General features: G+C 67.1%; 22 protein-coding genes. 8 read left to right on the forward strand and 14 right to left on the reverse strand.

Annotation, left to right across the window (positions count from 1 at the left end; genetic code table 11):
• Positions 1-64: 64 nt before the first annotated feature.
• The 5 genes from ACVOJ1_RS07480 to ACVOJ1_RS07500 all read right to left on the reverse strand — a co-directional run bounded on the left by ACVOJ1_RS07480 (position 65) and on the right by ACVOJ1_RS07500 (position 5,768).
• Positions 65-706 carry a response regulator transcription factor gene (locus ACVOJ1_RS07480; protein ID WP_065182324.1) on the reverse strand — a complete coding sequence of 214 codons (642 nt, stop codon included), beginning with the start codon at positions 704-706 and terminating at the stop codon, positions 65-67.
• Positions 699-1,754: a sensor histidine kinase gene (locus ACVOJ1_RS07485; protein ID WP_346480235.1), complete on the reverse strand. Its 1,056-nt coding sequence runs from the start codon at positions 1,752-1,754 to the stop codon at positions 699-701. The genes ACVOJ1_RS07480 and ACVOJ1_RS07485 overlap by 8 nt, the downstream gene beginning before the upstream one ends.
• A 119-nt stretch (positions 1,755-1,873) precedes the next feature.
• Positions 1,874-2,614 carry an MgtC/SapB family protein gene (locus ACVOJ1_RS07490; protein ID WP_065176105.1) on the reverse strand — a complete coding sequence of 247 codons (741 nt, stop codon included), beginning with the start codon at positions 2,612-2,614 and terminating at the stop codon, positions 1,874-1,876.
• A gap of 30 nt (positions 2,615-2,644) precedes the next feature.
• Positions 2,645-5,404 carry a magnesium-translocating P-type ATPase gene (mgtA, locus tag ACVOJ1_RS07495; RefSeq protein WP_346480236.1) on the reverse strand — a complete coding sequence of 920 codons (2,760 nt, stop codon included), beginning with the start codon at positions 5,402-5,404 and terminating at the stop codon, positions 2,645-2,647.
• Positions 5,405-5,468: 64 nt separating this feature from the next.
• Positions 5,469-5,768 (reverse strand): hypothetical protein, encoded by a 300-nt coding sequence (locus tag ACVOJ1_RS07500; RefSeq protein ID WP_346480237.1) that lies wholly within the window; start codon positions 5,766-5,768, stop codon positions 5,469-5,471.
• A gap of 374 nt (positions 5,769-6,142) precedes the next feature.
• Here ACVOJ1_RS07500 and ACVOJ1_RS07505 point away from each other — a divergent pair, with 374 nt between their 5' ends.
• From ACVOJ1_RS07505 to ACVOJ1_RS07520, 4 genes are read left to right on the forward strand one after another with little or no spacing between them, the layout of a single operon-like run.
• Entirely contained in the window at positions 6,143-7,324 is a 1,182-nt protein-coding gene (locus tag ACVOJ1_RS07505) for an efflux RND transporter periplasmic adaptor subunit (RefSeq protein ID WP_346480238.1), read from the forward strand.
• Positions 7,321-10,434, forward strand: a complete 3,114-nt coding sequence (locus tag ACVOJ1_RS07510; RefSeq protein WP_346480239.1) for a multidrug efflux RND transporter permease subunit — start codon at positions 7,321-7,323, stop codon at positions 10,432-10,434. The genes ACVOJ1_RS07505 and ACVOJ1_RS07510 overlap by 4 nt, the downstream gene beginning before the upstream one ends.
• Positions 10,431-11,120, forward strand: coding sequence for a heavy metal response regulator transcription factor (locus tag ACVOJ1_RS07515; protein ID WP_053515914.1), 690 nt, complete (start codon positions 10,431-10,433; stop codon positions 11,118-11,120). The genes ACVOJ1_RS07510 and ACVOJ1_RS07515 overlap by 4 nt, the downstream gene beginning before the upstream one ends.
• Before the next feature lie 2 nt (positions 11,121-11,122).
• On the forward strand, positions 11,123-12,478 hold the full coding sequence (locus ACVOJ1_RS07520) for a heavy metal sensor histidine kinase (protein ID WP_227255275.1): 1,356 nt from the start codon (positions 11,123-11,125) through the stop codon (positions 12,476-12,478).
• Positions 12,479-12,487: 9 nt separating this feature from the next.
• Here the strand turns inward: ACVOJ1_RS07520 and pip are convergent, their stop codons facing one another.
• The gene (gene pip / locus ACVOJ1_RS07525) at positions 12,488-13,447 is read right to left on the reverse strand and encodes a prolyl aminopeptidase (protein ID WP_277380714.1); all 960 of its coding nucleotides are present in this window, start codon (positions 13,445-13,447) and stop codon (positions 12,488-12,490) included.
• Positions 13,448-13,508: 61 nt separating this feature from the next.
• Between pip and ACVOJ1_RS07530 the strand changes: the two genes are divergently transcribed.
• Together ACVOJ1_RS07530 and ACVOJ1_RS07535 are read left to right on the forward strand one after the other, a co-directional pair.
• Positions 13,509-14,618 carry a DNA glycosylase AlkZ-like family protein gene (locus tag ACVOJ1_RS07530; RefSeq protein WP_111186909.1) on the forward strand — a complete coding sequence of 370 codons (1,110 nt, stop codon included), beginning with the start codon at positions 13,509-13,511 and terminating at the stop codon, positions 14,616-14,618.
• A 127-nt stretch (positions 14,619-14,745) separates the two neighbouring features.
• Entirely contained in the window at positions 14,746-15,537 is a 792-nt protein-coding gene (locus ACVOJ1_RS07535) for an exodeoxyribonuclease III (protein ID WP_346480240.1), read from the forward strand.
• 44 nt (positions 15,538-15,581) lie between these two features.
• Here ACVOJ1_RS07535 and ACVOJ1_RS07540 read toward each other — a convergent pair whose 3' ends face one another.
• From ACVOJ1_RS07540 to ACVOJ1_RS07560, 5 genes are all read right to left on the reverse strand, one after another.
• On the reverse strand, positions 15,582-15,776 hold the full coding sequence (locus tag ACVOJ1_RS07540; protein ID WP_111186911.1) for a hypothetical protein: 195 nt from the start codon (positions 15,774-15,776) through the stop codon (positions 15,582-15,584).
• Complete coding sequence (locus tag ACVOJ1_RS07545; protein WP_346480241.1) at positions 15,773-16,405, reverse strand: DNA-3-methyladenine glycosylase; 633 nt, start codon at positions 16,403-16,405, stop codon at positions 15,773-15,775. The genes ACVOJ1_RS07540 and ACVOJ1_RS07545 overlap by 4 nt, the downstream gene beginning before the upstream one ends.
• 69 nt (positions 16,406-16,474) lie before the next feature.
• Positions 16,475-17,434 carry a cation diffusion facilitator family transporter gene (locus ACVOJ1_RS07550; protein WP_180875229.1) on the reverse strand — a complete coding sequence of 320 codons (960 nt, stop codon included), beginning with the start codon at positions 17,432-17,434 and terminating at the stop codon, positions 16,475-16,477.
• 70 nt (positions 17,435-17,504) lie between these two features.
• Entirely contained in the window at positions 17,505-18,116 is a 612-nt protein-coding gene (locus ACVOJ1_RS07555) for an AprI/Inh family metalloprotease inhibitor (protein WP_111186913.1), read from the reverse strand.
• Between the two features lie 90 nt (positions 18,117-18,206).
• Complete coding sequence (locus ACVOJ1_RS07560; protein WP_197571394.1) at positions 18,207-18,851, reverse strand: TetR family transcriptional regulator; 645 nt, start codon at positions 18,849-18,851, stop codon at positions 18,207-18,209.
• A gap of 124 nt (positions 18,852-18,975) precedes the next feature.
• On the opposite strand from ACVOJ1_RS07560, the gene ACVOJ1_RS07565 reads away from it, so the two are divergent.
• Both ACVOJ1_RS07565 and ACVOJ1_RS07570 read left to right on the forward strand, forming a co-directional pair.
• Complete coding sequence (locus ACVOJ1_RS07565; RefSeq protein ID WP_346480242.1) at positions 18,976-21,258, forward strand: TonB-dependent receptor; 2,283 nt, start codon at positions 18,976-18,978, stop codon at positions 21,256-21,258.
• 17 nt (positions 21,259-21,275) lie between these two features.
• Positions 21,276-22,172: a tyrosine-protein phosphatase gene (locus tag ACVOJ1_RS07570; protein ID WP_111186916.1), complete on the forward strand. Its 897-nt coding sequence runs from the start codon at positions 21,276-21,278 to the stop codon at positions 22,170-22,172.
• Positions 22,173-22,222: 50 nt separating this feature from the next.
• Here the strand turns inward: ACVOJ1_RS07570 and ACVOJ1_RS07575 are convergent, their stop codons facing one another.
• The 3 genes from ACVOJ1_RS07575 to ACVOJ1_RS07585 are packed head-to-tail and all read right to left on the reverse strand — an operon-like array spanning position 22,223 to position 24,990.
• Positions 22,223-22,480, reverse strand: coding sequence for a hypothetical protein (locus ACVOJ1_RS07575; RefSeq protein WP_053515893.1), 258 nt, complete (start codon positions 22,478-22,480; stop codon positions 22,223-22,225).
• A complete protein-coding gene (locus ACVOJ1_RS07580; protein ID WP_065176084.1) occupies positions 22,477-23,829 on the reverse strand; it encodes a hypothetical protein in 1,353 nt (450 codons plus the stop codon). The genes ACVOJ1_RS07575 and ACVOJ1_RS07580 overlap by 4 nt, the downstream gene beginning before the upstream one ends.
• 21 nt (positions 23,830-23,850) lie before the next feature.
• Positions 23,851-24,990 (reverse strand): SPFH domain-containing protein, encoded by a 1,140-nt coding sequence (locus ACVOJ1_RS07585; RefSeq protein WP_193395822.1) that lies wholly within the window; start codon positions 24,988-24,990, stop codon positions 23,851-23,853.
• Positions 24,991-25,085: the final 95 nt, after the last annotated feature.

Raw genomic sequence — 25,085 nt, forward strand, 5'->3', positions numbered from 1 at the left:
GGCGCAGAAACTAGCATGGGCCTCGTCGGCCGCGTTCCGCATAGATTTCATGGCTCCCATAAGGCTAGTCCAGCCCGGCCCGCAGCCGGTCGTACAGGCGGACCAGGTCGACCAGCGTGCGCGCGCCCATCTTGCGCATCACCTGGGCGCGGCGCACCTTCACCGTGATCTCGCTGACGCCCAGGTCCGCAGCGATCTGCTTGTTGAGCCGGCCCCGGACCACACCATCCACCACGTCGCGCTCGCCGGCCGACAGCGACTCCCAGCGCTGCTGCAGGGCGCCCAGTTCGTCGCCTTCGCGGCGGCGCTGGCGATCGATGCCGATGCCCTTGTGGATCGCATCCAGCAGTTCCTGGTCGCGGAAGGGCTTGGTCAGGAACTCGATCGCACCGTCCTTGATCGCGTTGACACCCATCGCGATGTCACCGTGGCCGGTGATGAACACCACCGGCAGGTGCAGGCCACGCTGGCGCATGCCGCGGTGGAATTCCAGGCCGCTCTGGCCCGGCATGCGCACATCCAGCACCAGGCAAGCGGGCGCATCCAGCAGCGGTTGTTCGAGGAACGCCTGGGTGGACGCGAAGCCCCGTACCTGCAGGCCCATCGAGGCCAGCAGATCCTCCAGCGCCGCGCGCACCGAGGGATCATCGTCGATCACGTACACGATGGGCGCCGGCTCGACGGCCGGTGCAGCGGGTCTACGCATGGCGGTCCCCGATGGCAACAGGCAGGTCGAACACGAAGCAGGCGCCACCGCCGGCAACGCGTTCCGCGCGGATGTGGCCGTCATTGGCCTCGATCATGGAGCGGCTCAAGCTCAGGCCCAGGCCGAGTCCGCTCGACTTCGTGGTCCAGAACGCCTCGAACACGCGCTCCGGCTGTTCCGCCGGCAGGCCGATGCCACGGTCGCGCACGCTCAGGGTGATCCGTTGCCCGTCGCGCCGGCTCAGCAGTGACAGCCGGCGTTCGGCCACCGCTACGCCTTCCATCGCATCGACGGCATTGAGAATCAGGTTGCCGATCACCTGCTGCACCTGCACGCGGTCGGCCTGCACCGGCGGCAGGTCCGGCTCCAGCAGCAGGGCCACGGTCACCCCATGCTGGTCGAGTTCGCTGCGCGAGAGCGCAAGCATTTCCTCCACGGCCTGATTCAGGTCGAAGGTGTCGCGCTGGGGTGCCGCACCCCGGGTCAGTCCGCGGATGCGGGCGATCACATCGCCGGCACGATGCGCGTCGGCGAGGATGCGTGACAGCGCCTGCCGTGCCTTGTCAACATTCGGCGGTTCCTGCGCCAGCCAGCGCTGGCAGGCGTCGGCGCTGCTGGCAATGGCTGCCAGCGGCTGGTTCACCTCGTGCGCGATGGACGTGGTCAGCTCACCGACGGTGGACGCGCGGGCGACCCGCAGCAGGCGTGCCTGCGCCTCCTGCACGGCGGCCTTGGCGGCTTCCATTTTCAGCGCCAGCCAGGTGGTGATGGCGATCACCAGCATGCCGATCACCGAATTGACCAGACCGATGCGGTAGGTGCCGAAACGCGTCAGTACGAAGCTCAGGCTGGTCAGGGCGACACAGGCCACGGCCAGGGCCAGCAATCCGCGCGGCGAAAGCACCCGCGAGGCTGCCAGGATCACCGCCGCATAGAAGCAGGCGGCTGCCACCGCGTAGTCGGTCAACGTGTCGAGCAGGAAGATCGCCACTACGGAGACGATCAAGGCCAGCAGCACCAGTGGACGGCGGGACGACAGCGAAGGCATCGGGACAGCTCCCTGGCGGGATGGAAAGGATAGCAAAGCCGGATCTGCCTTCCGCGGCAGGGCGTGTGACCCGTGATGGCAGCGGCTGCCGCGCTGCACGTGCGCGCGATGATCTCGCGTCACTCCTCCAGGCTGGCATTCCAGAACCCCTGCAGGACGCCGGGCGTGGTGGATAACGCCGCCAGAACCGCATCCAGCTCGTCGCCATCGGCGGTGGTGGCATACAGTACCGCTTCGATCTCCACATCGCGCTCGCCGAAGGGATGGTGGTCCACCGCGCGCACGGGGTACTGGGCCTGTTCCAGCAACAGCAGCAGGCGATCCAGTACCTCGGCCTGCTGTTCGCGCTGGCAGACGACATTGATGGCATAGACGGCTTCGCTGAACGTCTCCGGCAAGGGCTGCCGCTGGATGCGGTTGACCACCGGCCGCAGCAGCGTGTTGGCGGCGAGCACGAACAGCGTGGCCATCACCGCCTCCGGCAACAGCTTGATGCCGGCACAGGCCCCCACTGCCGCCGAGCCCCACAGGGTGGCGGCGGTGTTCAGGCCCGAGACCTGCGCGCCCTCCTTCATGATCGCGCCCGCGCCCAGGAAGCCGACACCGGAGATCACGTAGGCGACCACGTGCAGCGGCGACGGCGGCCCGCCGTACAGGTCGTGGAAACGGACAGCCAGGTCGACGAACACCGCCGCGCCGACGGCTACCAGCGTGTTGGTGCGCAGCCCTGCGGTACGTTGGCGCAGCTGGCGCTCCAGGCCGATGGCGGCACCGAGGACGAAGGCGGTGGACAGGCTCAGCAGCGAGCCGAGCGTGGCGCCGGCGTTGAACGCGGGCAGGTTCAGGTTGATGGCGGACATCAGGATCTCCCCAGGCACGGCCGGCAACGCCTACTGCCAGCCGTAGCGACGGATGTAGAGCTTCTTCAGTGCAGTGGTCAGTGCGGCATAGCCGAACAGGATCGCCACCAGGAACGGCCAGTACCCTGCCGGCAGTGCCTGCAGCCTGAAGTAGGTGGCCAGCGGGCTCATCGGCAGGATCACGCCCAGGGCCATGATCAGTCCCGTCATCAGCAGCAGCGGTGGCGCGGCGATGCTCTGCAGGAACGGCAGCTTCGGCGTGCGGATCATGTGCACGATCAGGGTCTGGGTCAGCAGGCCGACGACGAACCAGCCTGACTGGAACAGGCCCTGGTCGGCGGGTGTGCGAGCGTCGAACACATACCACATCAGGGCGAAGCAGCTGAGGTCGAAGACCGAGCTGATCGGTCCGAAGAACACCATGAAGCGGCCGATGTCGGCCGGGTTCCATTTCAGCGGCTGCCGCACCAGGTCCTCGTCCACATTGTCGAACGGAATGGCAATCTGCGAAACGTCGTACAGCAGGTTCTGCACCAGCAGCTGCAGCGGCAGCATCGGCAGGAACGGCAGGAAGGCGGACGCTACCAGCACCGAGAACACGTTGCCGAAGTTGGAGCTGGCGGTCATGCGGATGTACTTGAGCATGTTGCAGAAGGTGCGCCGGCCCTGGATCACGCCTTCCTCCAGCACCATCAGGTTCTTTTCCAGCAGGATGATGTCGGCCGCTTCCTTGGCGATGTCCACGGCGCTGTCGACGCTGATGCCGATGTCGGCGGCGCGCAGCGCGGGCGCATCGTTGATGCCGTCGCCGAGAAAGCCGACCACCTTGCCCTGCGCGCGCAGCTGGCGTACCAGTCGTTCCTTGTGCAGCGGCGTCAGGCGGGCAAACACGCGGTGGTGCTGCAGGGCGTGTGCCAGCGCTTCATCGCCCATGCGTTCGATCTGCGGGCCGGTCAGGATCGTGTCCGCGTCGAGTCCGACCTGGGCACAGACACGGGCGGTGACCAGTTCGTTGTCGCCGGTGAACACCTTGACCTCGACGCCATGCATCGCCAGTGCCTGCAGTGCCTGTGCAGCCGATTCCTTGGGCGGATCAAGAAAGGCCACGTAGCCGATCAGGGTCAGTCCACATTCGTCGGACTGGGTGTAGGTCGCCTGCTGCGCGCTGGTTTCCTTCATCGCCACCGCCACCACCCGCAGGCCCTGTTCGTTCAGTTCCTCGGTGGTCTGCCGGACCCGCGCCAGCCGCCGTTCGTCCAGTGGCATGTCGTGGCCGTTCTCGCGCACGGTGGAGCACACCGCGAGCATCTCCTCGACCGCGCCCTTGCAGATCAGCTCATGGTGATTCCCGCATTCGGATACCACGACCGACATGCGGCGGCGCTCGAAGTCGAACGGTATCTCGTCCACCTTCCGGTAGTCCTGGCTCAGGCGCAGCGAGCTCTGCAGTTCCACGTGCTCCAGCACGGCGCGGTCCAGCAGATTGATCAGGCCGGTCTGGAAGTGGCTGTTGAGATAGGCGAACTTCAGCACGTCTTCCGAGTCACGGCCGAACACGTCGGTATGCCGTTCCAGGGCGATCCGGTCCTGGGTGAGCGTGCCGGTCTTGTCGGTGCACAGCACGTCCATGGCACCGAAGTTCTGGATGGCGTCCAGGCGCTTGACGATCACCTTGCGGCGCGACAGCAGCACCGCCCCCTTGGCCAGGGTGGAGGTGACGATCATCGGCAGCATTTCCGGGGTCAGGCCGACCGCCACCGACAGGGCAAACAGGAAGGCTTCGGTCCAGTCACCCTTGGTCCAGCCATTGACCAGCAGCACGAACGGCACCATCACCAGGGCGAAGCGGATCAGCAGCCAGCTGACACTGTTGACCCCGGCCTGGAAGGCCGTGGGCGCACGGTCGCTGGCGATGCTGCGCTCGGCCAGAGTGCCGAAATAGGTGCGGTTGCCGGTAGCCAGTACCACTGCGGTGGCCGTGCCGGAGACCACGTTGGTACCCATGAACAGCAGGTTGTGCTGATCGAGCAGGCCGGCCTGCGCATCGCCCGGATGGGCGAACTTCTCCACCGGCAGTGATTCCCCGGTCATGGCCGCCTGGGCCACGAACAGATCCTTGGCCGACAGCACCCGGCAGTCGGCCGGAATCATGTCGCCGGCCGAGAGCACGAGGTGATCGCCGGGTACCAGCTCGCGGATCGGCAGGTCCAGCAGCCGTGAGGGCCGCCGGCTGTGCAGGTGCGCACCGAAGTACTGATCGGCCAGGTCTGCCGCTTCCGTTCCAGGGGTGCGCCGCAGTACACGCGCCGTGTTCCCCACCAGTGCCTTCAGCCGTTCAGCGGCGCGGTTGGAACGCCCTTCCTGGACGAAGCGGATCAGGGTGGACAACAGCACCATCGCGCCGATCACCACCGTGGCCTTCGCATCCTCCGTCAGCCAGGAGACCGCTGCCAGCACGGTCAACAGCAGGTTGAACGGATTGCGGTAGCACTGCCACAGGTGGCGCCACCACGGCAGCGGCTTTTCGTGATCGACTTCGTTCGGGCCGAGGGCGGCCAGCCGTACGTCCGCCTCGTGCTGGCCCAGGCCATCGGCGTGCGAGTCCAGCCTGCTCAGCAGGTGCGCTTCATCGAGCTGCGCCAAGGTGACCAGTCCGGCGGTGAGGTTGAACGGTACGCTCCCGCTGTTGCCGGGACCGAAGCCGGCTTCGGGCATCGCCCGGCGCCGGAACAGGTTGCCGGCGCGCCGGCTGCGCAGGAAAGCGTTGAACCAGGCATTGAGCAGGCTCATGGGGAACTCCTTGATGGGGCCGGCGCAGGACCGGCACGCAGGGGGCAGGGCGTCGCGTCGCCGTTCAGGCGGAGCGCAGGGCCAGTACGTCAGGCGACCAAGGCTGCATGCGAAGGCGCTGGCTGCCGCCGATGCACAGCGGCTTCATCGCGTCGCGGAGGGGGTAGGGCAGATGGCGCAGGACGCTGATGCGCTCGCTGATCGGCAGCAACGAAAGGACGTCGGCCACCACGCGTGGCGAGCCCAGCGCCAGCGAACGGGCAAACAGCACTGGGCCATGCACCCACAGCTGGCTGCGCAGGGCGGTGACATCGCGCTTACCCATCAGGCGGCGCAGGGTGATGTAGAGGGTCTTGCAGGACATGGGGGCACTCTCCAGGCAGGTGCGCCTGGCGGCCCCCGCACTCACGCAGGCAGGGACCGGCCGCCAGGCGCCCGGTACGGGCGGAAACAGGCAGGCAGGGGCGCGTTGCGCCCGGCAGGGTCGGGATCCATCGGCGTCTCCGTGCAGGTGGGAAGGGGCTGCCGGGCGCGTTTCCCGGCGGTGGTGCCATTGTCGGCCGCTGGCCGGGCACGGCCTAGAGGCCCGTGGGTTAGCGTCGCTATACCTTGGTATAGCGGCCGCAGTCGAAGCTGACGGAATTGTCAGGCAGGCGACAGCATGGTGCCGGAGGTTGCCACCCAGGATGACGGCAGGCCTGCGCAGACCGGCGCGGGCACCGGATTGGACCCCCTGCCATGCGATTGCCTGATGTCACTGCGCTGCTGCGCCGCCGCCACCTCGCGCTGGGAGCGGCACTGCTGGTTGCCCTGTTGCTGGCGATGTTGTTCCACGGCGTTTCCCGCGGCGACGCACAGCCCAGTACGGCACCGCCACCGGTACCGGTGGTCACCACGCGCGTCGAGCAGCGTGATGTACCGCACTGGCGAAGCGGCGTCGGCACGGTGCAGTCGCTGCAGAGCACGGTGCTGCGCCCGCAGGTGGATGGCGTGCTGACCGAAGTGCTGTTCGAGGAAGGGCAGAAGGTGCGCAAGGGGCAACTGCTTGCGCGTATCGATGATCGCGCCATCCGTGCCGGTCTGGGCGGTGCACAGGCGGCGCTGGTGCGCGACCGTGCCACGCTGGATGCGGCGCGCTCGGACCTGTCGCGGCTGCAGCATCTGTCCAGCGACCAGCTGGTGTCGCGGCAGATGCTGGAGCAGCAGGCCGCCACCGTGCAGCAGTTGCAGGCCACCGGCCGCGGCAACCAGGCTGCGGTGGACGCAGCGCAGGTGCAGCTCTCGTATACCCGCATCGTGGCGCCGATGGACGGTCGCATCGGTCTGCGCCAGGTGGATCCGGGCAATCTGGTGCGCGCCAGTGACACGCAGGGGTTGGTGACCGTGCAGCAGACCGATCCGATCTCGGTGGTGTTCGCGCTGCCGCAGGACGCGCTGCCGCAGCTGCGACAGGCGCTCGCCGCAGGCGGCGCACAGGTGCAGGCACTGGACCGCGAGGGTGGCCAGCTGCTGGCTGAGGGCACGTTGCAGGTGATCGACAACCAGGTGGACGAGGCCTCCGGTACGGTGCGGCTGCGCGCGCGCTTCAGCAATGCGTCCGACCAGCTGTGGCCCGGACAGCTGGTCAGCGTGCGGGTGCGCACCGGCCAGAGCACGGGCGCGCTGGTGCTGGATGCCGCGGCGATCCAGCGTGGCGTGCAGGGCAGCTTCGTCTACCGCGTGGTCGCTGATGGCAGCGTGGAATCGCTGCCGGTCACGGTCGGTGAACAGGACGGCGGGCAGGTGGTCGTGCAGGGTGAGCTGCGGGTCGGCGATGTGGTGGTACGCGATGGACAGTCGCGGCTGCGGCCGGGCACGGTGGTGGCCGAGGCCAAACCCGCCGCGGCGCCTGCAGCGGTCCGGCGCGGGGCGGCACCGTGAGCGCGCGCACCTCGCTGTCCAGCTGGTTCGTTCATCACCCGGTCGCCACGACCCTGTTGACCCTGGCGGTGGTGCTGCTGGGCGTGGCAGCATTGCCGCGCCTGCCGGTGGCGCCGTTGCCGGAGGCTGAGTTCCCGACCATCCGGGTCAATGCCAATCTGCCCGGTGCCAGCGCCGAGACCATGGCCTCGGCGGTGGCCACGCCACTGGAAACCCAGCTGACGGGCGTGCCCGGCATCATCGAGATGACCTCGACCAGTGCACTGGGCAGCACTTCGATCACCCTGCAGTTCGATCTGGAAAAGAACATCGACACGGCCGCGCAGGAAGTGCAGGCGGCGATCAACGCCGCCGCCGGCCGCCTGCCCAGTGAACTGCCGAACATGCCGACGTGGCGCAAGGTGAATCCGGCCGACAGCCCCATCCTGGTGCTCAGCGTGGTGTCGACCCAGATGTCGATGACCGAACTGAGCGATCTGGCCGAGAGCCGCCTCGCACGCTCGATCAGCCAGATCAGCGGCGTTTCGGAGGTCGGCATCGTCGGCCAGCAGCGTCCGGCGATCCGCATCCAGGCCCAGCCGGAGCGGCTGGCGGCGATGGGCCTGACCCTGTCCGACCTGCGTGGCGTGGCGCAGAACGCCAGCCTCAACCAGGCCAAGGGTGCACTGATGGGCGAGCAGCGCACGTCCACCTTCGAAGCCAACGACCAGCTGTTCAGTGCCCAGGACTACCGGCGCCTGGTCGTTGCCTATCGTGACGGCGCACCGGTGGCGCTGGGTGATGTCGCGCAGGTGATCGACGGCGCCGAGAATGCCTACGTGCAGGCGTGGCCCAACGGCCAGCCTGGGGTCGGCCTGATCATCAGCCGGCAGCCCGGCGCGAACATCGTGCGCACCACCGATGCGGTGCTGGCCGCCTTGCCGGAACTGAGCGCGAACCTGCCGGCCAGCGTCGATGTGGAGGTGCTCAACGACCGTACGCGCACCATCCGCGCGTCGCTGCACGAGGTGGAGCTCACCCTGGTACTGACCATCGTGCTGGTGGTGCTGGTGATGGGCCTGTTCCTGCGCCAGCTTTCCGCCACGCTGATCGTCGGCGCGGTACTGGTGGTCGCGCTGGTGGCGACCTTCGCCGCGATGTACGTGGCCGGCTTCAGCCTCAACAACCTGACCTTGGTGGCACTGGTGGTTTCGGTCGGCTTCGTGGTCGACGACGCGATCGTCGTGGTTGAGAACATCCACCGTCACCGCGAGGCCGGGCTCGGTCCGGTGGACGCCGCCCTGAAGGGCGCCGGCGAAATCGGCTTCACCGTGGTCTCGATCAGCCTGTCGTTGATTGCCGCCTTCATCCCGCTGCTGTTCATGGGCGGGGTGGTCGGGCGCCTGTTCGCCGAGTTCGCGCTGACCATCACCGTGGCGATCCTGATTTCCATCGTCGCCTCGCTGACCCTGGCACCGATGATGGCCGCGCACCTGATGAAGCGCATGCCGGCGCACCGGGACAGCGAGCGGACCCTGGCCGGGCGCCTGCTGGCCGGCTACGACCGCAGCCTGCAATGGGCCCTGCGCCGCCAGCGGCTGGTGCTGGCGGGCTTCGGCCTGACCGTGGCGGTGGCGGTGGCCTCGTACATAGTGATTCCCAAAGGCTTCTTCCCCCTGCAGGACACCGCCTTCGTGTTCGCCACCACCGAGGCGGCGCAGGACATCGGCTACGAGGACATGGTGGCCAAGCACCAGCAGCTCGCGCGCATCGTTGCGGATGATCCGGCCCTGCAGGCCTACAACCACGCGGTCGGTGCCACTGCCGGCAGCCAGACGCTGTCCAACGGCCGCTTCTGGTTCGTGCTGAAGGACCGCGGCGACCGCGATGTGGACGTGCACGGCTTCATTGACCGGGTGCGGGCGAAGATGGCCAGCGTGCCCGGCATCACCGTGTACATGCGCGCGGCGCAGGACATCAATCTCGGCGCCGGGCCGGCGCGGACGCAGTACCAGTATGCCCTGCGCGGACAGGACAGCCGCGAGCTGTCGCAGTGGGCCGAGCAGCTGACCGAGCGGCTGCGGGGCCTGCCGCAGCTGCGCGACGTATCCAATGACCAGCAGGTCGGCGCCAGCGTGACCCGGCTGGAGATCGACCGCACGGCTGCGGCGCGCTTCGGCCTGACCGCCAACGACATCGACCAGGTGCTCTACGATGCCTTCGGCCAGCGCCAGATCAACGAGTTCCAGACCGAAACCAACCAGTACCGGGTCATCCTGGAGATCGCGCCGGGCATGCTGGGGCAGGTCGATGCGCTGTCCTACTTCCACCTGCGTTCGCCACTGACCGGGCAGATGGTGCCGCTGTCGGCCGTGGCCCAGGTGCAGCCTCCGGGCAATGGTCCGCTGTCGATCAGCCACAACGGCATGCTGCCGGCGGTGAACCTGTCCTTCAATCTGGCCCCCGGCGTTTCACTGGGCGAAGCGGTCGGCCTGGTGGAGCAGGCGCAGGCGCAGATCGGCATGCCTGCCAGCATCAGCGGCCGCTTCCAGGGCACGGCACAGGCCTTCCAGGAGTCGCTGGCCAGCCAGCCGCTGCTGATCCTCGCGGCCCTGCTGGCGGTCTACATCATCCTCGGCGTGCTGTACGAGAGTTTCGTGCACCCGCTGACCATCCTGTCCACTCTGCCGTCGGCCGGCATCGGCGCAGTGCTGATGCTCTGGCTGTGGGGGCTGGACTTCTCGATCATGGCGCTGATCGGCATCGTGCTGCTGATCGGCATCGTCAAGAAGAACGGCATCCTGATGGTCGACTTCGCCCTCGACGCACAGCGCAACCGCGGGCTGGCGCCGCTGGAGGCGATCCACGAGGCCTGCCTGACCCGGTTCCGCCCGATCATGATGACCACGCTGGCCGCGTTGCTCGGTGCCATTCCGCTGATGATCGGTTTCGGTACGGGTTCGGAACTGCGCCAGCCGCTGGGCGTGGCGGTGGTCGGTGGCCTGCTGATCAGCCAGCTGTTGACCCTGTACAGTACCCCGGTGATCTACCTGGCCCTGGACCGCCTGTTCCTGCAGCGTCGCCGCGAGCGCAGGGAGGCGGCGGGCGCTGCCCTGGCGGACCCTGGATGAAACTGCTGATCGTGGAAGATGAAGGCAAGACCGCCCATTACCTGCGCACCGGCCTGGGCGAGCAGGGCTGGGCGGTGGATCTGGCTGCAGACGGTGTCACCGGCCTGCATCTGGCGCGCGAGTTCGACTACGACGTGATCGTGCTGGATGTGATGCTGCCGGGCATGGATGGCTTCAGCGTGCTGCGCGAGCTGCGCCGCAGCAAGCAGACACCGGTGATCATGCTGACCGCGCGGGACCGCGTGGATGATCGCGTGCACGGCCTGGGGCAGGGCGCCGACGACTACCTGGTCAAGCCGTTCTCGTTCATCGAACTGCTGGCGCGGCTGCAGGCCCTCGTGCGGCGTGGGCGCCAGCAGGAGCCGACCGAACTGCAGGTGGGCGATCTGCAGGTGAACCTGCTGGCCCGGCGGGCTTACCGCGATGGCTCGCGGCTGGACCTGACCGGCAAGGAGTTCGCGCTGCTGGCGCTGCTGGCACAGCGGCGGGGCCAGATCCTGTCCAAGACGGTGATCGCCGCCCAGGTCTGGGACATCAATTTCGACAGCAATACCAATGTGGTCGAAGTGGCGATCAAGCGCCTGCGCGGCAAGATCGACGGCCCTTACCCGAGCAAGCTGCTGCATACCGTGCGCGGCATGGGCTACGTGCTGGAAGTGCGCGAGGACGAGGGTGGGCGGGGATGAGGATGTCGATCGCCCAGCGCCTGTCGGCGATGTTCGCGCTGGCCGCATTGCTGGTGTTTGCTCTGCTGGGCGTGGGCGTCTATGGCGTGCTCGAGCGGCAGGTGGTGCGCTACCAGCATGCGGAACTGCAGACCAAGCTGCACGCGGTCAGTGGCAGCGTCGCGATGTGCGACAGCACCGAGCGCTGGAACAAGGTGCGCGAGAAGGTCGGCAACCTGATCTCCGGGGACCGCGACACCCTGGTCTGGGCATGGAGCGAGAACCCCACATTCCGCATCGGCCAGGCAGAGCCGCAGGTGCAGGCCCCCGGCAAGGGTGACAACGGCATGGGCACGCTGGCGCGTGAGGGTGGGCACCCGCTGCGCACGCTGTATGAACGGGTGCCGGGCAAGGGTGCGCGACCGGATGTGGACCTGTGGATCGGCATCGACTCGGAGCCCTATACGCAGGCGCTGCAGCGCTTCGGCGTTGCGTTGTGGGTGGCCGGCGGGCTGGGCGTGCTGCTGGTGGCCGGGCTCGGCTACTGGATCGCCCGGCTGGGGCTGGCCCCGCTGCGGGCGCTGTCCAACGAGGCACGCTCGCTCAGCCCGCAGCGGCTGTCGCAGCGCCTGGCCGCGCAGGGACTGCCGGCCGAACTGGGCCACCTCACGCAGGCCTTCAACGGCGCGCTGGATCGGTTGGAAGCAGCGTACACGCGGCTGGACGGGTTCAACGCGGACGTCGCGCACGAGCTGCGCACCCCCCTGGCCAATCTGATGGGACAGACCCAGGTGGCCCTGTCCCGTCCGCGTGATGTGGCGGCGCTGCAGGAGGTCATGCAGTCCAACCTGGAGGAACTGGAGCGCCTGCGTGCGATCGTCAACGATATGTTGTTCCTGTCGCGGGCCGGCCAGGGCGATATCGCGGTGGAAACGCGTCAGGTCCAGCTGGCAGACGAGGTCGCCACCGCCGGTGAATTCATGGAATTCCTGTTCGAAGAGGCCCAGCTGACGTTGCATGTCGAAGGCGACGCCACCGCCCGCATCGATCCGTCGTTGTTCCGCCGCGCGCTGACCAACCTGTTGCACAACGCCGTGCAGCATGCGCGTCCAGGCAGCGACGTGCGTGTGCAGCTGCAGTCCGAAGGCGAGGGCGTGCGGGTGGCCGTGCTGAATGAAGGCAACGGCATCGCCGCCGAGCATCTGCCCCTGCTGTTCGAGCGCTTCTACCGGGTCGACCAGGCCCGTGAGTATCGGGGCGAGCGCCATCACGGGCTGGGGTTGTCCATCGTCAAGGCCATCGCCGCACTGCATGGCGGCGAAGTGTTCGTGGCCAGTTCGGACGGTCTGACGACGGTCGGCTTCACCGTGGCACGGTGAAGGGGCGATTCAGCCGGGCTGGCCGAAACGATCGGCGAAGTCGTCGGTCGCGCGCACCAGCGCGTCGGTCGTGGCCGCTTCGTTCGCACTGTGGCCGGCAATCACCATCTCCAGTCTGGCTTCCGGCCACGCCTTGGCCAGTTCCCACGCGCTGCGTGGCGGACAGATGATGTCGTAGCGGCCCTGTACGATCACCGCCGGGAGGTGGCGGATCCGCTCCACATCGCGCAGCAGCTGGCCGGGCTCAAGGAAGGCCCTGTTGCGGAAGTAATGCGCCTCTATCCGGGCCTTGGCCAGGGTATCCATCGGGTCGCTGCTGGATTCGGCGGACACCTCGTGCTGCAGGGTCGCAGCATTGTCCTCCCAGCCCAGCCACGCCATTGCGGCAGCAATGCGGATGGCGGGGTCCGGGCTGTCCAGGCGTGTCCAGTACGCCTGCAGCAGGTTGCCGCGCTCATCTTCGGGAATGTGCGCTTCATAGCGGTCCCAGCGCTCCGGAAATATCCAGCGCGCACCGCCCTGCGGCTCGGAAAACCATTGGTTCTCGATGTCCCGCCCCAGATACACGCCGCGCACGATGAGGCCGGTGGCGCGGGCGGGATGGGCCTGCGCGTACGCCAGCGACAACGTCGAGCCCCAGGAGCCGCCATACACCAGCCAGCGCTCGATACCGAGGTGCTCACGTACCTTCTCGATATCGGCCACCAGTTCCTGCGTGGTGTTGTCGCGCAGTTCGCCGAACGGGGTGGAACGGCCGCTGCCGCGCTGGTCGATCAGCACGATGCGGTACCGCGCCGGGTCGAAGAAGCGACGATGCGTGGGTGAGATGCCGGCACCGGGACCGCCATGCAGATACACCACCGGAATGCCGTCGGGCGTCCCGCACTCTTCGACATGCAGGGTGTGCAGCGTGCTCACGGGTAGAGTGTGCTCGCGATAGGGCGTGATCGGGGGATACAGCGTGCGCATGATGGACGTCAGTGGACCGGGGTCTGACAGCATACCCCCGGCGCGCGCCTACAATGGCGTCATGTCCAGGCAGCCCACTCTCGACGACCTGCGCCGCTACGCGGTGGCGCGCACCCTGTTCCCGCCAACAACGTTGATGGCTGCGATCCGGCGGCTGGGCTTCGTACAGGCCGATCCGATCCGCGCGCCGGCCCGGGCACAGGATCTGACACTGCGGCATCGGGTGAAGGACTATCGGGCCGGTGACCTCGAGCGGCGTTACCCGCGCCTGCCGGTAGAGGAGGACTGCCTGGTCAACTACGGCTTCCTGCCGCGCGAGTACCTGGCGTTGATGCATCCCCGCGTGGCCCGGCGTGCATGGGACGCGGACACCGAACGCCGTGCGGCGGATGTGCTGGCGTTCGTGCGCGAACGTGGCAGCGTGCATCCGCGCGAGGTCGACCAGGCGTTCGCGCACGGCCGGGTGACCAACTACTGGGGCGGCACCAGCAACGCCAGCACGCATCTGCTGGAGGGCATGCACTATCGCGGCCTGCTGCGGGTGCAGCGGCGCGACAGCGGAACGCGCATCTACAGCGTGGCCGAGCATGCGCCGGCGGAGGACAGCGAGGACGGGCGCGTGCGGCGCGCGGCTGCACTGGTCGCGTTGATCGTGCGCAAGTACGCGCCGCTTCCATCGGCCAGCCTGACCTACCTGGCCCGGCTGCTGGGCTACGGCGCACCGCATCTGGCCGAGCAGACCCGGCAGGCGCTGAAGCTGGCGAAGGAACAGCTGGCGAGCGCTACCGTGGAGGGCACCACGTGGTACTGGCCGGCGGACGAGAATCCGCGCTCACGACGGCATGCGCCGGACGAGCAGGTACGCCTGCTGGCGCCGTTCGATCCGGTGGTCTGGGACCGCCGGCGGTTCGAGCTGCTGTGGGGCTGGGTCTACAGGTTCGAGGCCTACACGCCGGCGCCCAAGCGCCAGTATGGCTACTACGCGCTGCCGATGTTGTGGCACGAGCAGGTGGTGGGGTGGGCCAATGTGACTGTCCGCGACGGCCAGCTTGAGCCATCGCTCGGCTACGCGGGGCGCTCACTGGCGCGCGACCGGCTGTTCCGCAGTGCGCTGGAGGACGAGCTGCAGCGCATGGCGCTGTTTCTGGCGGGCGGGCGCGGGGCCGGGTAGCGCTCGCAGCAGGTTGCTGTGGGCGCGTTCGCCATGATCGCCGAGCGTCGTTTCGATGACGTCGACGGCGCCTGCATGACGGCGCAGGCACAGTGGTAGCTCTGCCCGCCGGCTTCAGGAGTTCTGCATGGCCCGCCGCAAGACGTTGCGCATCGCCACGTTCAACGTCAACGGTATCGGCACGCGCTTGCCCCATCTGCTTGCCTGGCTCGACAGGACATCGCCGGACGTGGTCGCATTGCAGGAGCTGAAGGCCACCGATGCTGCATTCCCGGCCGATGCGCTGGAACAGGCCGGCTACGGTGCACTGTGGCTGGGCGAAGCGCGATGGAATGGCGTGGCCCTGCTGGCAAGGGATGCGGTGCCGGTGGAGAGCCGGCGGCGGTTGCCGGGCGAACCGGCGGATGTGCAGAGCCGCTATCTGGAAGCGGCGGTGCACGGCATCGTCGTGGGTGGTCTCTACCTGCCCAACGGCAATCCCCAGCCGGGCCCCAGGTTCGACTACAAGCTGCGCTGGATGAAGCGCCTTATCCGTCACGCGCGCAGCCTCGTCGATCTCCCGCACCCTGCAGTGCTGCTGGGCGATTTCAACGTCATCCCCACCGAGGCCGATGTGTACGACCCGAAGGCATGGCGCCGCGACGCGCTGTTACAGCCGGAGGTGCGCGAGCAGTTCGAGCATCTGCTCGCGCAGGGCTGGACCGACGCCCTGCGCAGCGTGCACGGTGACAGCACGATCTACACATTCTGGGACTACTTCCGCCAGCATGCCGAGCGCGACCGGGGACTGCGCATCGATCACCTGCTGCTGAACCCGATCCTGGCGGCACGCCTGGTGGATGCAGGCGTGGATCGTTGGGTGCGCCTGCAGGACAAGGCCAGCGATCACGCGCCAACGTGGGCGACGGTGCGCACCTGATCCGGATCCGGCGTTGTCCGTCGGCACTGTGGTGGGGCGTCCGCTCAGCGCGTCTGCAACGATGCCTGCAGGGCGGCGGCCAGGGCAGCATCACCTGACACCAGGTCACGCCAGCGCAGGACCACACCCTTGCGCCGGCCTTTTTCCACCAGCTTCAGGCCCTGCGGATCAAGCGTCAGGGTGTAGTGCTGGCCGTCGATCTCCAGTTCACGCCGCAGTGGCCGGTCCAGCGGCGTCATCTGCGTGCTGCCGATGCAGGCCGGGGGGCGCGTGCCGAGACGTGCCGATGGCCGCGGACATGCCAGCGCCACGGAAAGTCGACGGCGCGGCTGATGCCGATCCGCGGGCCGATGACCGGGTCCGTCGGCGGAGGTGTGCCGTCGCGGGCAATGACCACACCATGGCTGCCCGTCACCAGATCGGCGCCGTCGAAGCTCTTGTCCAGGCCGAATGCCTGGGACAGCTTGCCTGGGCCGCTGGCAAGATCGCGGTCGTGCCGTGCGGCTGGCCTGAGTTCCCGCATCCTGTCGATGCCCTGCACGGGCTCCGCTGCACGCAGCAGGATTGCCACGCCCTCGTGTTCCTGCCCGCACACCACGTTGCTTCCCCAGTGGATGCCGTAGCTGAAGTACACGTACAGATGCCCGGCCTCCCCGAACATGCTGGCTGTCCGCGGCGTCGGTCCTCGGTAGGAGTGCGCGGCCGGGTCCTGGCTGCCGCCGTAGGCCTCGACCTCGACGATACGGGCCGCCCGTCCATCGCTGCGTATCAGCAGCGCATTCAGGAGTTCGGGGGCGACCTCCTGCGGCGGACGCTGGTAGAAGCGGCGCGGCAGGAGCGTCCAGTGATCGGGCAGCCAGTCAGGCACGGCGGTAGCGGGTCGGCGAACGGGGGATCAGTCTGACGCTGGCAGGGTGAAGCGGATGCGGACGCGGCGTCAATCCGGTGAACGCGGCGCGCGAAGCGCCGCACGCCGGGCGGCGTAGACTTCCGGCGTCTGCGGTTTGACGAACAGCGCCACCAGTTCCGGGTACTCACGCTTGACGGCGTTTTCGATGCGGGTGATGCAGGCCTCGATCTGCGGCGTATGCCGATCATCCTCGAACTCCGCGCTGAGCATGGCCACCACCTGCTCTGGGCCCATCTGCATGGTGGTCACGCCATTGGCGCGGCGCAGATCGGCATCGGTTTCGGCGACGGCCAGGATGCGCTCGGCCACCGCTGGATGGGCAGGCTCGCCCACCAGCAGGCCCTTGGTCTCGCGTGCCAGCAGGAACGCAGTCACCGCCAGAACTGCGGCGATGCACAGCGAGGCCACGCCGTCCAGGACCGGCATGTCCAGGAGTTGCGCCGCGACCAGCCCGGCCAGCGCGAATCCGAGACCGAGCAGGGCTGCACTGTCCTCCAGAAGCACGGTGAACGTGGACGGGTCCTTGCTGCGTCGGAACGCCTCGAAGTAGCCGAGCCTGCCCTTGGTGCGGCGGAACTCGCGCAGCGCCACCCACCACGACGCGCCTTCGAAGAGGATGGAAATGCCCAGCACGCTGTAGCTCAGCACATGGTGGGTCGCCGGTTCCGGCTGGCGGATGTGCTGGATGCCCTCGTATGCCGACACGCCCGCGCCCGCCGCAAACACCAGCAAGGCCACGATGAAGCTCCAGAAATACAGCTCGCGCCCGTAGCCGAATGGATGCACGGTGTCCGGCGCCTTGCCGGCCCTGCGCAGCCCGTACAGCAACAGTACTTCGTTCAGGGTGTCGACCAGCGAGTGCACGCCTTCACTGAGCATCGCTGAACTGCCGGAGATGCCAGCGGCGATGAATTTGGCCACGGCAATGGCGAGGTTGCCGGCCAGGGCGGCATAGATGACGAGGCGGGGACCGGTGGGGGCGGACATCGCAGGGCGGTTCAAGGAAGGTTGCCTGATCTTCCTGATACTGCCGTCCCCGGGGCGTGCAGGGCGTCCGTCAGCGACCCTTCGGATTCAGGTAGAGCCGCGCGCCGTCGGACTCGCGAAAGCCAGACCACCGTCCGCCACCCGATGCACGGAAACGGCCGTACACCGTGTTGCTGGTGTCGGTCAGCAGCAACTGGTTACCGGAAAGCACCCAGCGGTTGGCCGGGAAGAATCCCTCTGGACAGCCCGCCGGCACATAGGCGCTGTAGCCGCCGAACCACTCCATGCTCTTCAGTTCGATCGTGCAGGTGTTCCCGTTCTCCTCGCCCAGCGTCCACGTGCCGAACAGGTCGCTGTCACGCAGATCGCGGGGATGGCGGCGTTCCTGGCCCCAGCGATCGGTGTCATCGGGGACGCCGATCTCCAGATCCACGCCGGTGCTCTCGCTGTTCGATTCGGAATGCGTCCGGGAATGGGTGCTGGACTGCGAGGTCATCGAGCCGCTGCTGCCGAAGGCCGTGTCATCGCTGCGCTGGCTTTGGCGCTGGGTGGTCGAGGTCTGGGTGGTCTGCGAGGTTTCGGTGCTCTGCTGGCCAAAGCCGAAGGATGCATCCTGGGCCATGACGGGAAGGGACAGGCAGCACAGCGCGGCCAGGCAGGTACGCGGGAGCAGGGCGATCATGGCGGGATGCTCGGGAGGGCGACCCGGAAAGCATGAGACCGGCAGGGTGGGAGACCGCGTGATGGTGCCATGCGGGCTGCGCAACGGTCCTCACTCGTCCAGAACCTGCGCGATGGCATCGGCCAGCAGCATGCGTACGCGGGGCGTGGGCAGATCAGGGTCGCGCACTGCCCGCATGGCCAGCCCTTCCACCAGCACTCGCAGCAGCAGGGTACGGCGGGCGATCCGCTCTTCGTCCAGCGTGCGGCCACGGCCCGCGTCCCGCTCACGCAGCCAGCCATGAATCGCGGCGGTGATCTGCTTGTCGTGGCGGCGCAGCACCTCGGCCAGCGCCGGGTCGCGGTGTGCTTCGGCGTTGATTTCCGCAAACAGCGCCACGCTGGCAATGGCATTGCCGTGGATCGGCAGTACCTCACCCCGTGCCCATTGCTGGTAGCACTCCAGCAGGCCAGCCAGCAGGTCCGGTGCGTCCGGCATCTGGCTGATGGACGCTTGGTCGTGCCGGAGCTGGCGCTCGATCAGGGCCAGGATCAGGGCACGCTTGTTGGCGAAGTAGCGGTACATCAGTCCCTGGCTGATCTGCGCCTGCGCAGCGATGTCGGCAATGGAGCCGGCATGGAATCCCCGGGTGATGAAGCATGCCTGCGCGGCATCGAGGATGCGCCGCCGCTGTGCATCTGCATGGGCGGCGGCGGTATCCGCTGCGGGCGAGGGGACCGCGGGCGTCTGTGTCATGGATCTTCCTGGCTGGGATGAAGGGCCGGGATAGTACTTCACGGATCGCGTGAATGAACGGTCATTCATCTGTCACTGGCCGCCTCCACACTGCGCCGGCCAGCCCCTTCCGTGAATGAGTCCGATGCGCCACCTTCCGCTGCACCGATCCCTCCTTGCCCTGGCCGTTGCCACTACGTTGCCCGCCTTGGCCCGTGCCGAAGAAGCCCCGACCGCCGATATCTCCAGCGAAACCGCGCGCACCGTGGTCGCCCTGGACCAGGTGGTGGTGACCGCACAGAAGCGCGCCACCAACCTGCAGGAAACGCCCATATCGGTCTCCGTCGTCGACGCAGAAGGCTTGAAGGATCGGAGTGCGATCTCGCTGGGCAGTCTGTCCGACGGATCGATCCCATCGCTGCGTGTCACCCCGTTCGCGACCCGCAGCTCGGCGCTCAACATCGGCATCCGCGGCATTGGCGCATCCGGAGACGCCAATCAACCCGCCCGCGATGCCGGAGTCGGCATCTATGTCGATGGTGTGTTCATGGGGCGTGCGCAGGGCTTGGGCAGCATGCTCTACGACGTGGAGCGCATCGAAGTGCTGAAAGGGCCGCAAGGCACGCTGTTCGGCCGCAATACTGAAGGCGGTGCGGTGAGCATCGTGACAAAGCAGCCAACCGGGGAGTTCGGTGGCAGCGTGAGCGCGGGCGTGTCGAACTTTGGTGGCTACACCACCGCACTGCACCTGGATCTGCCGAGGGTGGCGGATCTCAGCTTCAAGGTCGATGCCGTGCAGGCAAAGCGTGACGGCACCACGGACAATCCGATGCGCGGCGAGCGCGATTTCAACGCCTATGACAAGCGCGGCGCGCGACTCAGCGCGCTCTGGCAGCCCAGCGAAGATTTCTCGCTGCTGTACGCCTTCGACAGATCCTACGATGCGACCACGCCTTACCACACGCAGGTGCTGGTCCCGGGTGCCTTCCTCAGCCCGCTGCAGCAGGCCGGTGCCAGCCAGGACCGGCGCGACAGTGCGATCCTGGGAGGACCGCAGGAGGACAATATCGGCCGCACCAGCGGACACCTGCTGAACCTGTCCTGGACCCTCAGCGACCAGCTTGAGCTCAAGTCCATCAGTTCCTATCGCGAACTGACCCAAGGCCAGTTCGACATGGGCCTGGTCGACGCGATCTCGGCCTATGGAGGGGCCGGTACGCCATTCGGACGCTACAGCCTTGCCCAGGTCTACCAGCACCAGTACAGCCAGGAGTTCCAGCTGATCGGCAACACCGACCAGCTGCAGTTCCTGGGCGGAGCATTCTTCTACCACGAGACTGCCGGCGACAATGCGCAGACTCCGAACATGCTGGTGTGGGGGCCGGGTGGCAACAGCTACACCGTCAACCCGGCAACCAATCCGCTGGATCTCTCGAAAGTACGCGTGGACCGTGCCAGCAAGGCATGGACCGACAGCCTGGGGGTATTCGGGCAAGCGACGTGGACGCCGGAAGCGATGGACCGGCTGCACCTGACCGCAGGTGGCCGTTACACACGCGATGACAAGAAGGGCAACCTGTACACCGTCAACGGTGCCGCCACCCAGCTGGCGTTCAACGACCGCTGGAGCCGCTTCGACTCGATGGTCAACATTGCCTATGACCTCGGTGGCCAGGCCATGGTCTACGTGCGTTACAGCACCGGCTTCAAGGCTGGTGGCGCGAATTCCCGCTCGACGAACTACACCGCGTTCGGCCCGGAAGAAGTGACCGCCTACGAGCTGGGTTTCAAGACGCAGTTCTGGGACGACCGCGCCCGTCTCAACGTCGCGCTCTTCGACGCCACGATTGCTCACAAGCAGATGGATTTCTCGTTGCCGTTCGACCCGAACAGCGGCGAGACGCGTACCACGATGGTCACCACCAACGCACTGGGCGATGGCAGATCACGCGGCGCGGAACTGGAGTTCAACGTGATGCCGGTGGACAACCTCACCCTGGCACTCAACTACGCCTACACGAAGATCGATGCGCAGACCGCGGTCGATCCGTTCGGCGCAGGCGTGCAGGTGACCGTGCAGCCGCTGCTGGCGCCGAAGAACGCCGGCAGCCTGGCCATCGACTATCTGGTGCCGTTCGCTAATTTTTCCGCGCTGAAGTTCCACGTTGATGGGAACTGGTCCGACGGCTTCTACACCAGCGAGTACGACCAGATGCTGACCGACCGTTCATTCGTGGTCAATGCCCGCGTTGCACTGGTGGATGTACCCATGAACAGCACTGGCACCACGATGTCGTTCTCATTATGGGCGCGCAATCTGCTCGATGAGCAGCACCTGTTCTACAAGCTCAACAGTCCGGCACTTGGCCAGACCGGCATCTTCAACGACCCGCGCACCTTTGGCCTCGATGTGGCCATCAACTTCTGAAAGCCCTGGAGAACCTCATGAAGACCCGCCCTGCCAGCCTTTTCCTGGCCCTGATGCTCTGCTTGCCGGTGGCCATGACTGCGGTCGCCGCCGATGCCCCGGAGGCCGTGGCTGCAAAGCCGACTGCCACCGCCAACGTGGTGCCTGTCGCCGCCGATGCGTCGCGGGAAATACCGCTGCAGGGAGCATGGAACGTGCGTACCTTCGCCGGTCTGCAGGGCCGCCATGGGCCGATTCCCGCCGAGGCATTCGTGCGCACCGCCGACCTCGGCCGCCTGACCGACGCAGACCGCGACGCGCTGGCCGCGGCCGGGGTGAAGCTGGACATCGACCTGCGTACCGCAGACGAGGAACGGCAGTCGCCGGACCTGCTGGCCCGCGATGAGCGCTTCGATTACCAGCGCATCTCGCTGATGGGCACCGAGCAGATGGACCTGCAGAAGATGATGGCCAGCTTCCCCGATACGTTGGGCGATGCGTACGTACAGTGGCTGGGCCACAGCCAGCCACAGTTCAAGCAGGTGTTCCAGCGCATCGCCGCACAGCAGGACGGCACCGTGCTGTTCCACTGCACGGCCGGCAAGGATCGCACCGGCATCATCGCGGGCCTGCTGCTGGATCTGGCCGGCGTGCCCGAAGCGGACATCGTGCACAACTATGCGATCTCAGCCCACTATCTGCAGGGGCAGCCGAAAGACAGCGCCATGAACGCGCAGATCATGGCGCTCATCAGGCAGAATCCGGAGATCGGCCGCAAGATGGCCGGGATGGCCGGGACCGCGCCGGACAACATGGAGCGGTTCCTGGCGGCGCTGCGCAGCCAGTACGGTGGTGCCGAGGGTTATCTGAAGGCGATCGGCGTGAGCGAGCGGGAGATCCAGCAGCTGAAGATCAGGCTGGGCCAGGCAGGCTGAGCGTCGGCATGACGCGTGCGCGGGGACGCGTTGGATGGCGTCCCCCGCCCTCAGGGCCTGGGTTTCAGCCGCGCCACGCGTCGTCGGTACTGGTAGACGTTGTCGCCCTCGATGCGGGTGGCCTCGGTGCCGCGCACCTGGCCCACCTTCTGGTCCGAGCCGCTGACGGGCGCGGCCTGCACTTCGGTTTCATGCTCGAAGGCGTGTGATTTGTCGGTATTGCGGTAGTAGCGGTACAGCGCCCAGTACAGCGCGGTCGCGCCGGCCGGACCTGCCGCCAACAGCCAGAGGCCACTGTCGTCGCTCATGCGGTCGCCATCAGAATGAGGATTGCCACTGCTTCGATGATCGTGCCGGCCGTAAGGGCTGCCAGCAGCATCTTCCACTGCTGCACGGGCACGCTTCCCATGGTTTCGCCGGTACGCCCGTTCACCGCGATGTAGTGCAGCATGCCGCCGTTGCGGCCGGGCTGATGATAGGAGTACAGCCAGACCGGCAGGTACATGGATACCCAGCGGGTGCCATGCACGTCCAGCTGTTCCTGCTCCCAGCGGACGCCCCGGTTGTAGCCGCGCACCGACGCTTCCACCTGTGCGCGCGCGATCGACAGCAGCTGGTCCTCCAGCCGCGGGCGCAGCGTTTCGACATCGAGATTGCGCTTCTCGGACGTGAAGCCGGCCAGGTAGGACGCGTTCCATTTCACCGCGTTCTTGGTGTCGAACGGCAGAATGGTGTTGATGATGTTGTTGGTGTTGGCACTGATGTCCAGATTGCCGCGCTCGGCAGAGGATTCCAGCGGCAGATCGTCGACGGTGAAGTTCACTTGGCGCTCGATCTGGTAGACATCGGCATCGTATACGGTGCGCTTGTTCTTCTCGCTGCCCACGGTGTATCGGCGGGTCTGGATCTCGCCCTTGCCCGCCACGGCGGCGCTGACATTGCTGTCCACGATCATGTATGGCAGGTACACGCCGACCACGTTCTCGGGCGTGAACTGATCCTTGAAGGCTTTCAGGGCGAACAGACGGCGCTTGTCGACGAACTGGCGGATGCGGGCAACCGCATCGTCCTTGCTGATGTGGAACGGCAGTACCGCATCCGGCACCGCGCCATTGGCGATCTGCTCGTTGACGCCGAACACATGCCGGCACCAGTGGCAGCGCGCCGTCATCGTGCTCTCGGTGTTGACCGTGACTTCGGCGCCGCAGCCGGTGCATTTGAAGCTCATCAGCGCCGACGCATCGGCATCGATGTCGCGTGCACCGCTGGCAATGATGGTGCCACGCAGCTGGTCGATGTTCTCGCCCAGACCGAATGCCTCTTCCACCCGGGCGCCATGCCATTCGTGACGGCAGTACAGGCAGACCAGGATGTCTGTGCCGAGCTTGGGCCGGATATCGGTGGCGCCGCATTTCGGGCACCGGTTCAGGCCGTCCTTCAACTCGGTGGCGGAGGTGTCGATGGCCAGCGGGTCCGGGGCGTCCACTTCGTCGCGGATCGCCTGCGGCAGCTGCGAGGTGTCCAGCGGGAAGCTGCCGGGTGGGGGAGGGACGTCCCGCGGAGAGCCCGGACCGTCCAACGCCGCCCCCGGCAACGGCGGAGGTGTCACAGGGCCGGAAGCGGGCAGCGGAGGCGGTCCGTTGCGTGGATCTGACATGTGCGGTTCGCGTCCTGCGGGTTACAGGCCCAGCGCCTTGGCCTTCAACGCATCATAGTCATCCTGGGTGATCAGGCCCAGGTCCAGCATCTCCTTGGCCTTTTTCAGCTTGGCCACCGGGTCATCCGCGGCCGGGGTGGCCGGCTGCTGCATGCCGCCGACACCGAACATGCCCGATGCCATGCCGACCCCCACCAGGCCTGCCGCGCCACCGTTCTCGCCGGCGGACTGGATGCCCTGGGCGACACTGGCCTGCAGGTTGGAGTTGCCGCGCGATCCGGCCAGCGCGTCGGCGCGCTGCACGGTCTTGAGCAGTTCGCGGGTAGTGGCGTCGTATTCGATGGAGACGATCGCCGTCTTGACGATGGCCAGGCCGCGATCGCTCTGCCACTGGTAGGCCTGCTCGACGGCGGCCGACAGGCTCTGCGCGAAGCCGATCGAATCCTGCTGCAGCCGGGTGATGCGGTTGCCCTTGCCCGGATCGTTGGTGTACAGGCTGAAGGCCGGCGCCAGCGAGCCCACCACCTCATTGAACAGCTGGGTGGCGGCAGCGTTGTCCAGGTCGGTGAAGTCGAACACCTTGCCCGGCTGCAGGTAGGCTGCGGGTACGAAGTTCTTCACGAACAGGATCGGATCAACGATCTTCAACGTGTACGAACCGCGGGTGACCGCGCCGACCTGGGTGTTGAGGAAACCGTCATCCCAGTAGATCTCCGACTGGGTGCCGAAACGGTTGTCCGGCAGTTCCTTCAGCGAGACGAAGAAGGCGGCCTGCTGGCTTCCCGGCTGGCCACCGAACTTGAAGCGCTCCCAGCTCTGCTTGATGAAGGTGCTGACCAGGCCGTCGCCGGCGAAGAGGGACTGCGAGTTCAGGTCGTCCGAGCGCCATTCGTATCCGCCCGGTTCGGCGACGAAGGCGGTGATCGCACCGTCCTGGAACAGCAGCAGGCCGTAGCCCTCGGGCACGACGATCTTCGAGCCGTTGCTGATGATGTTGGACGACGCGTGGGTATTGGAGCCGCGCCCGGCATTGGTGCCCTGCGGGACCGCAGCGAACAGGGCTGCGGTGGCCGGTAGGCCGGTGGGCACGGTGTAGAAGTCCTTCCACTGGTCGGCCAGCACACCACCGACCGCACCCTTCACCGCCTGTACCAGACCCATGGCCAACTCCCTGTTGTTGCGTGGACAGGCACCATGCCTGTCGAGCCCGCCTGAATATAGCAGCGGGCGGGGGCGGGCGTGCCATCCCTTGCTGA

This window comes from Stenotrophomonas sp. STEN225 (assembly GCF_056756445.1).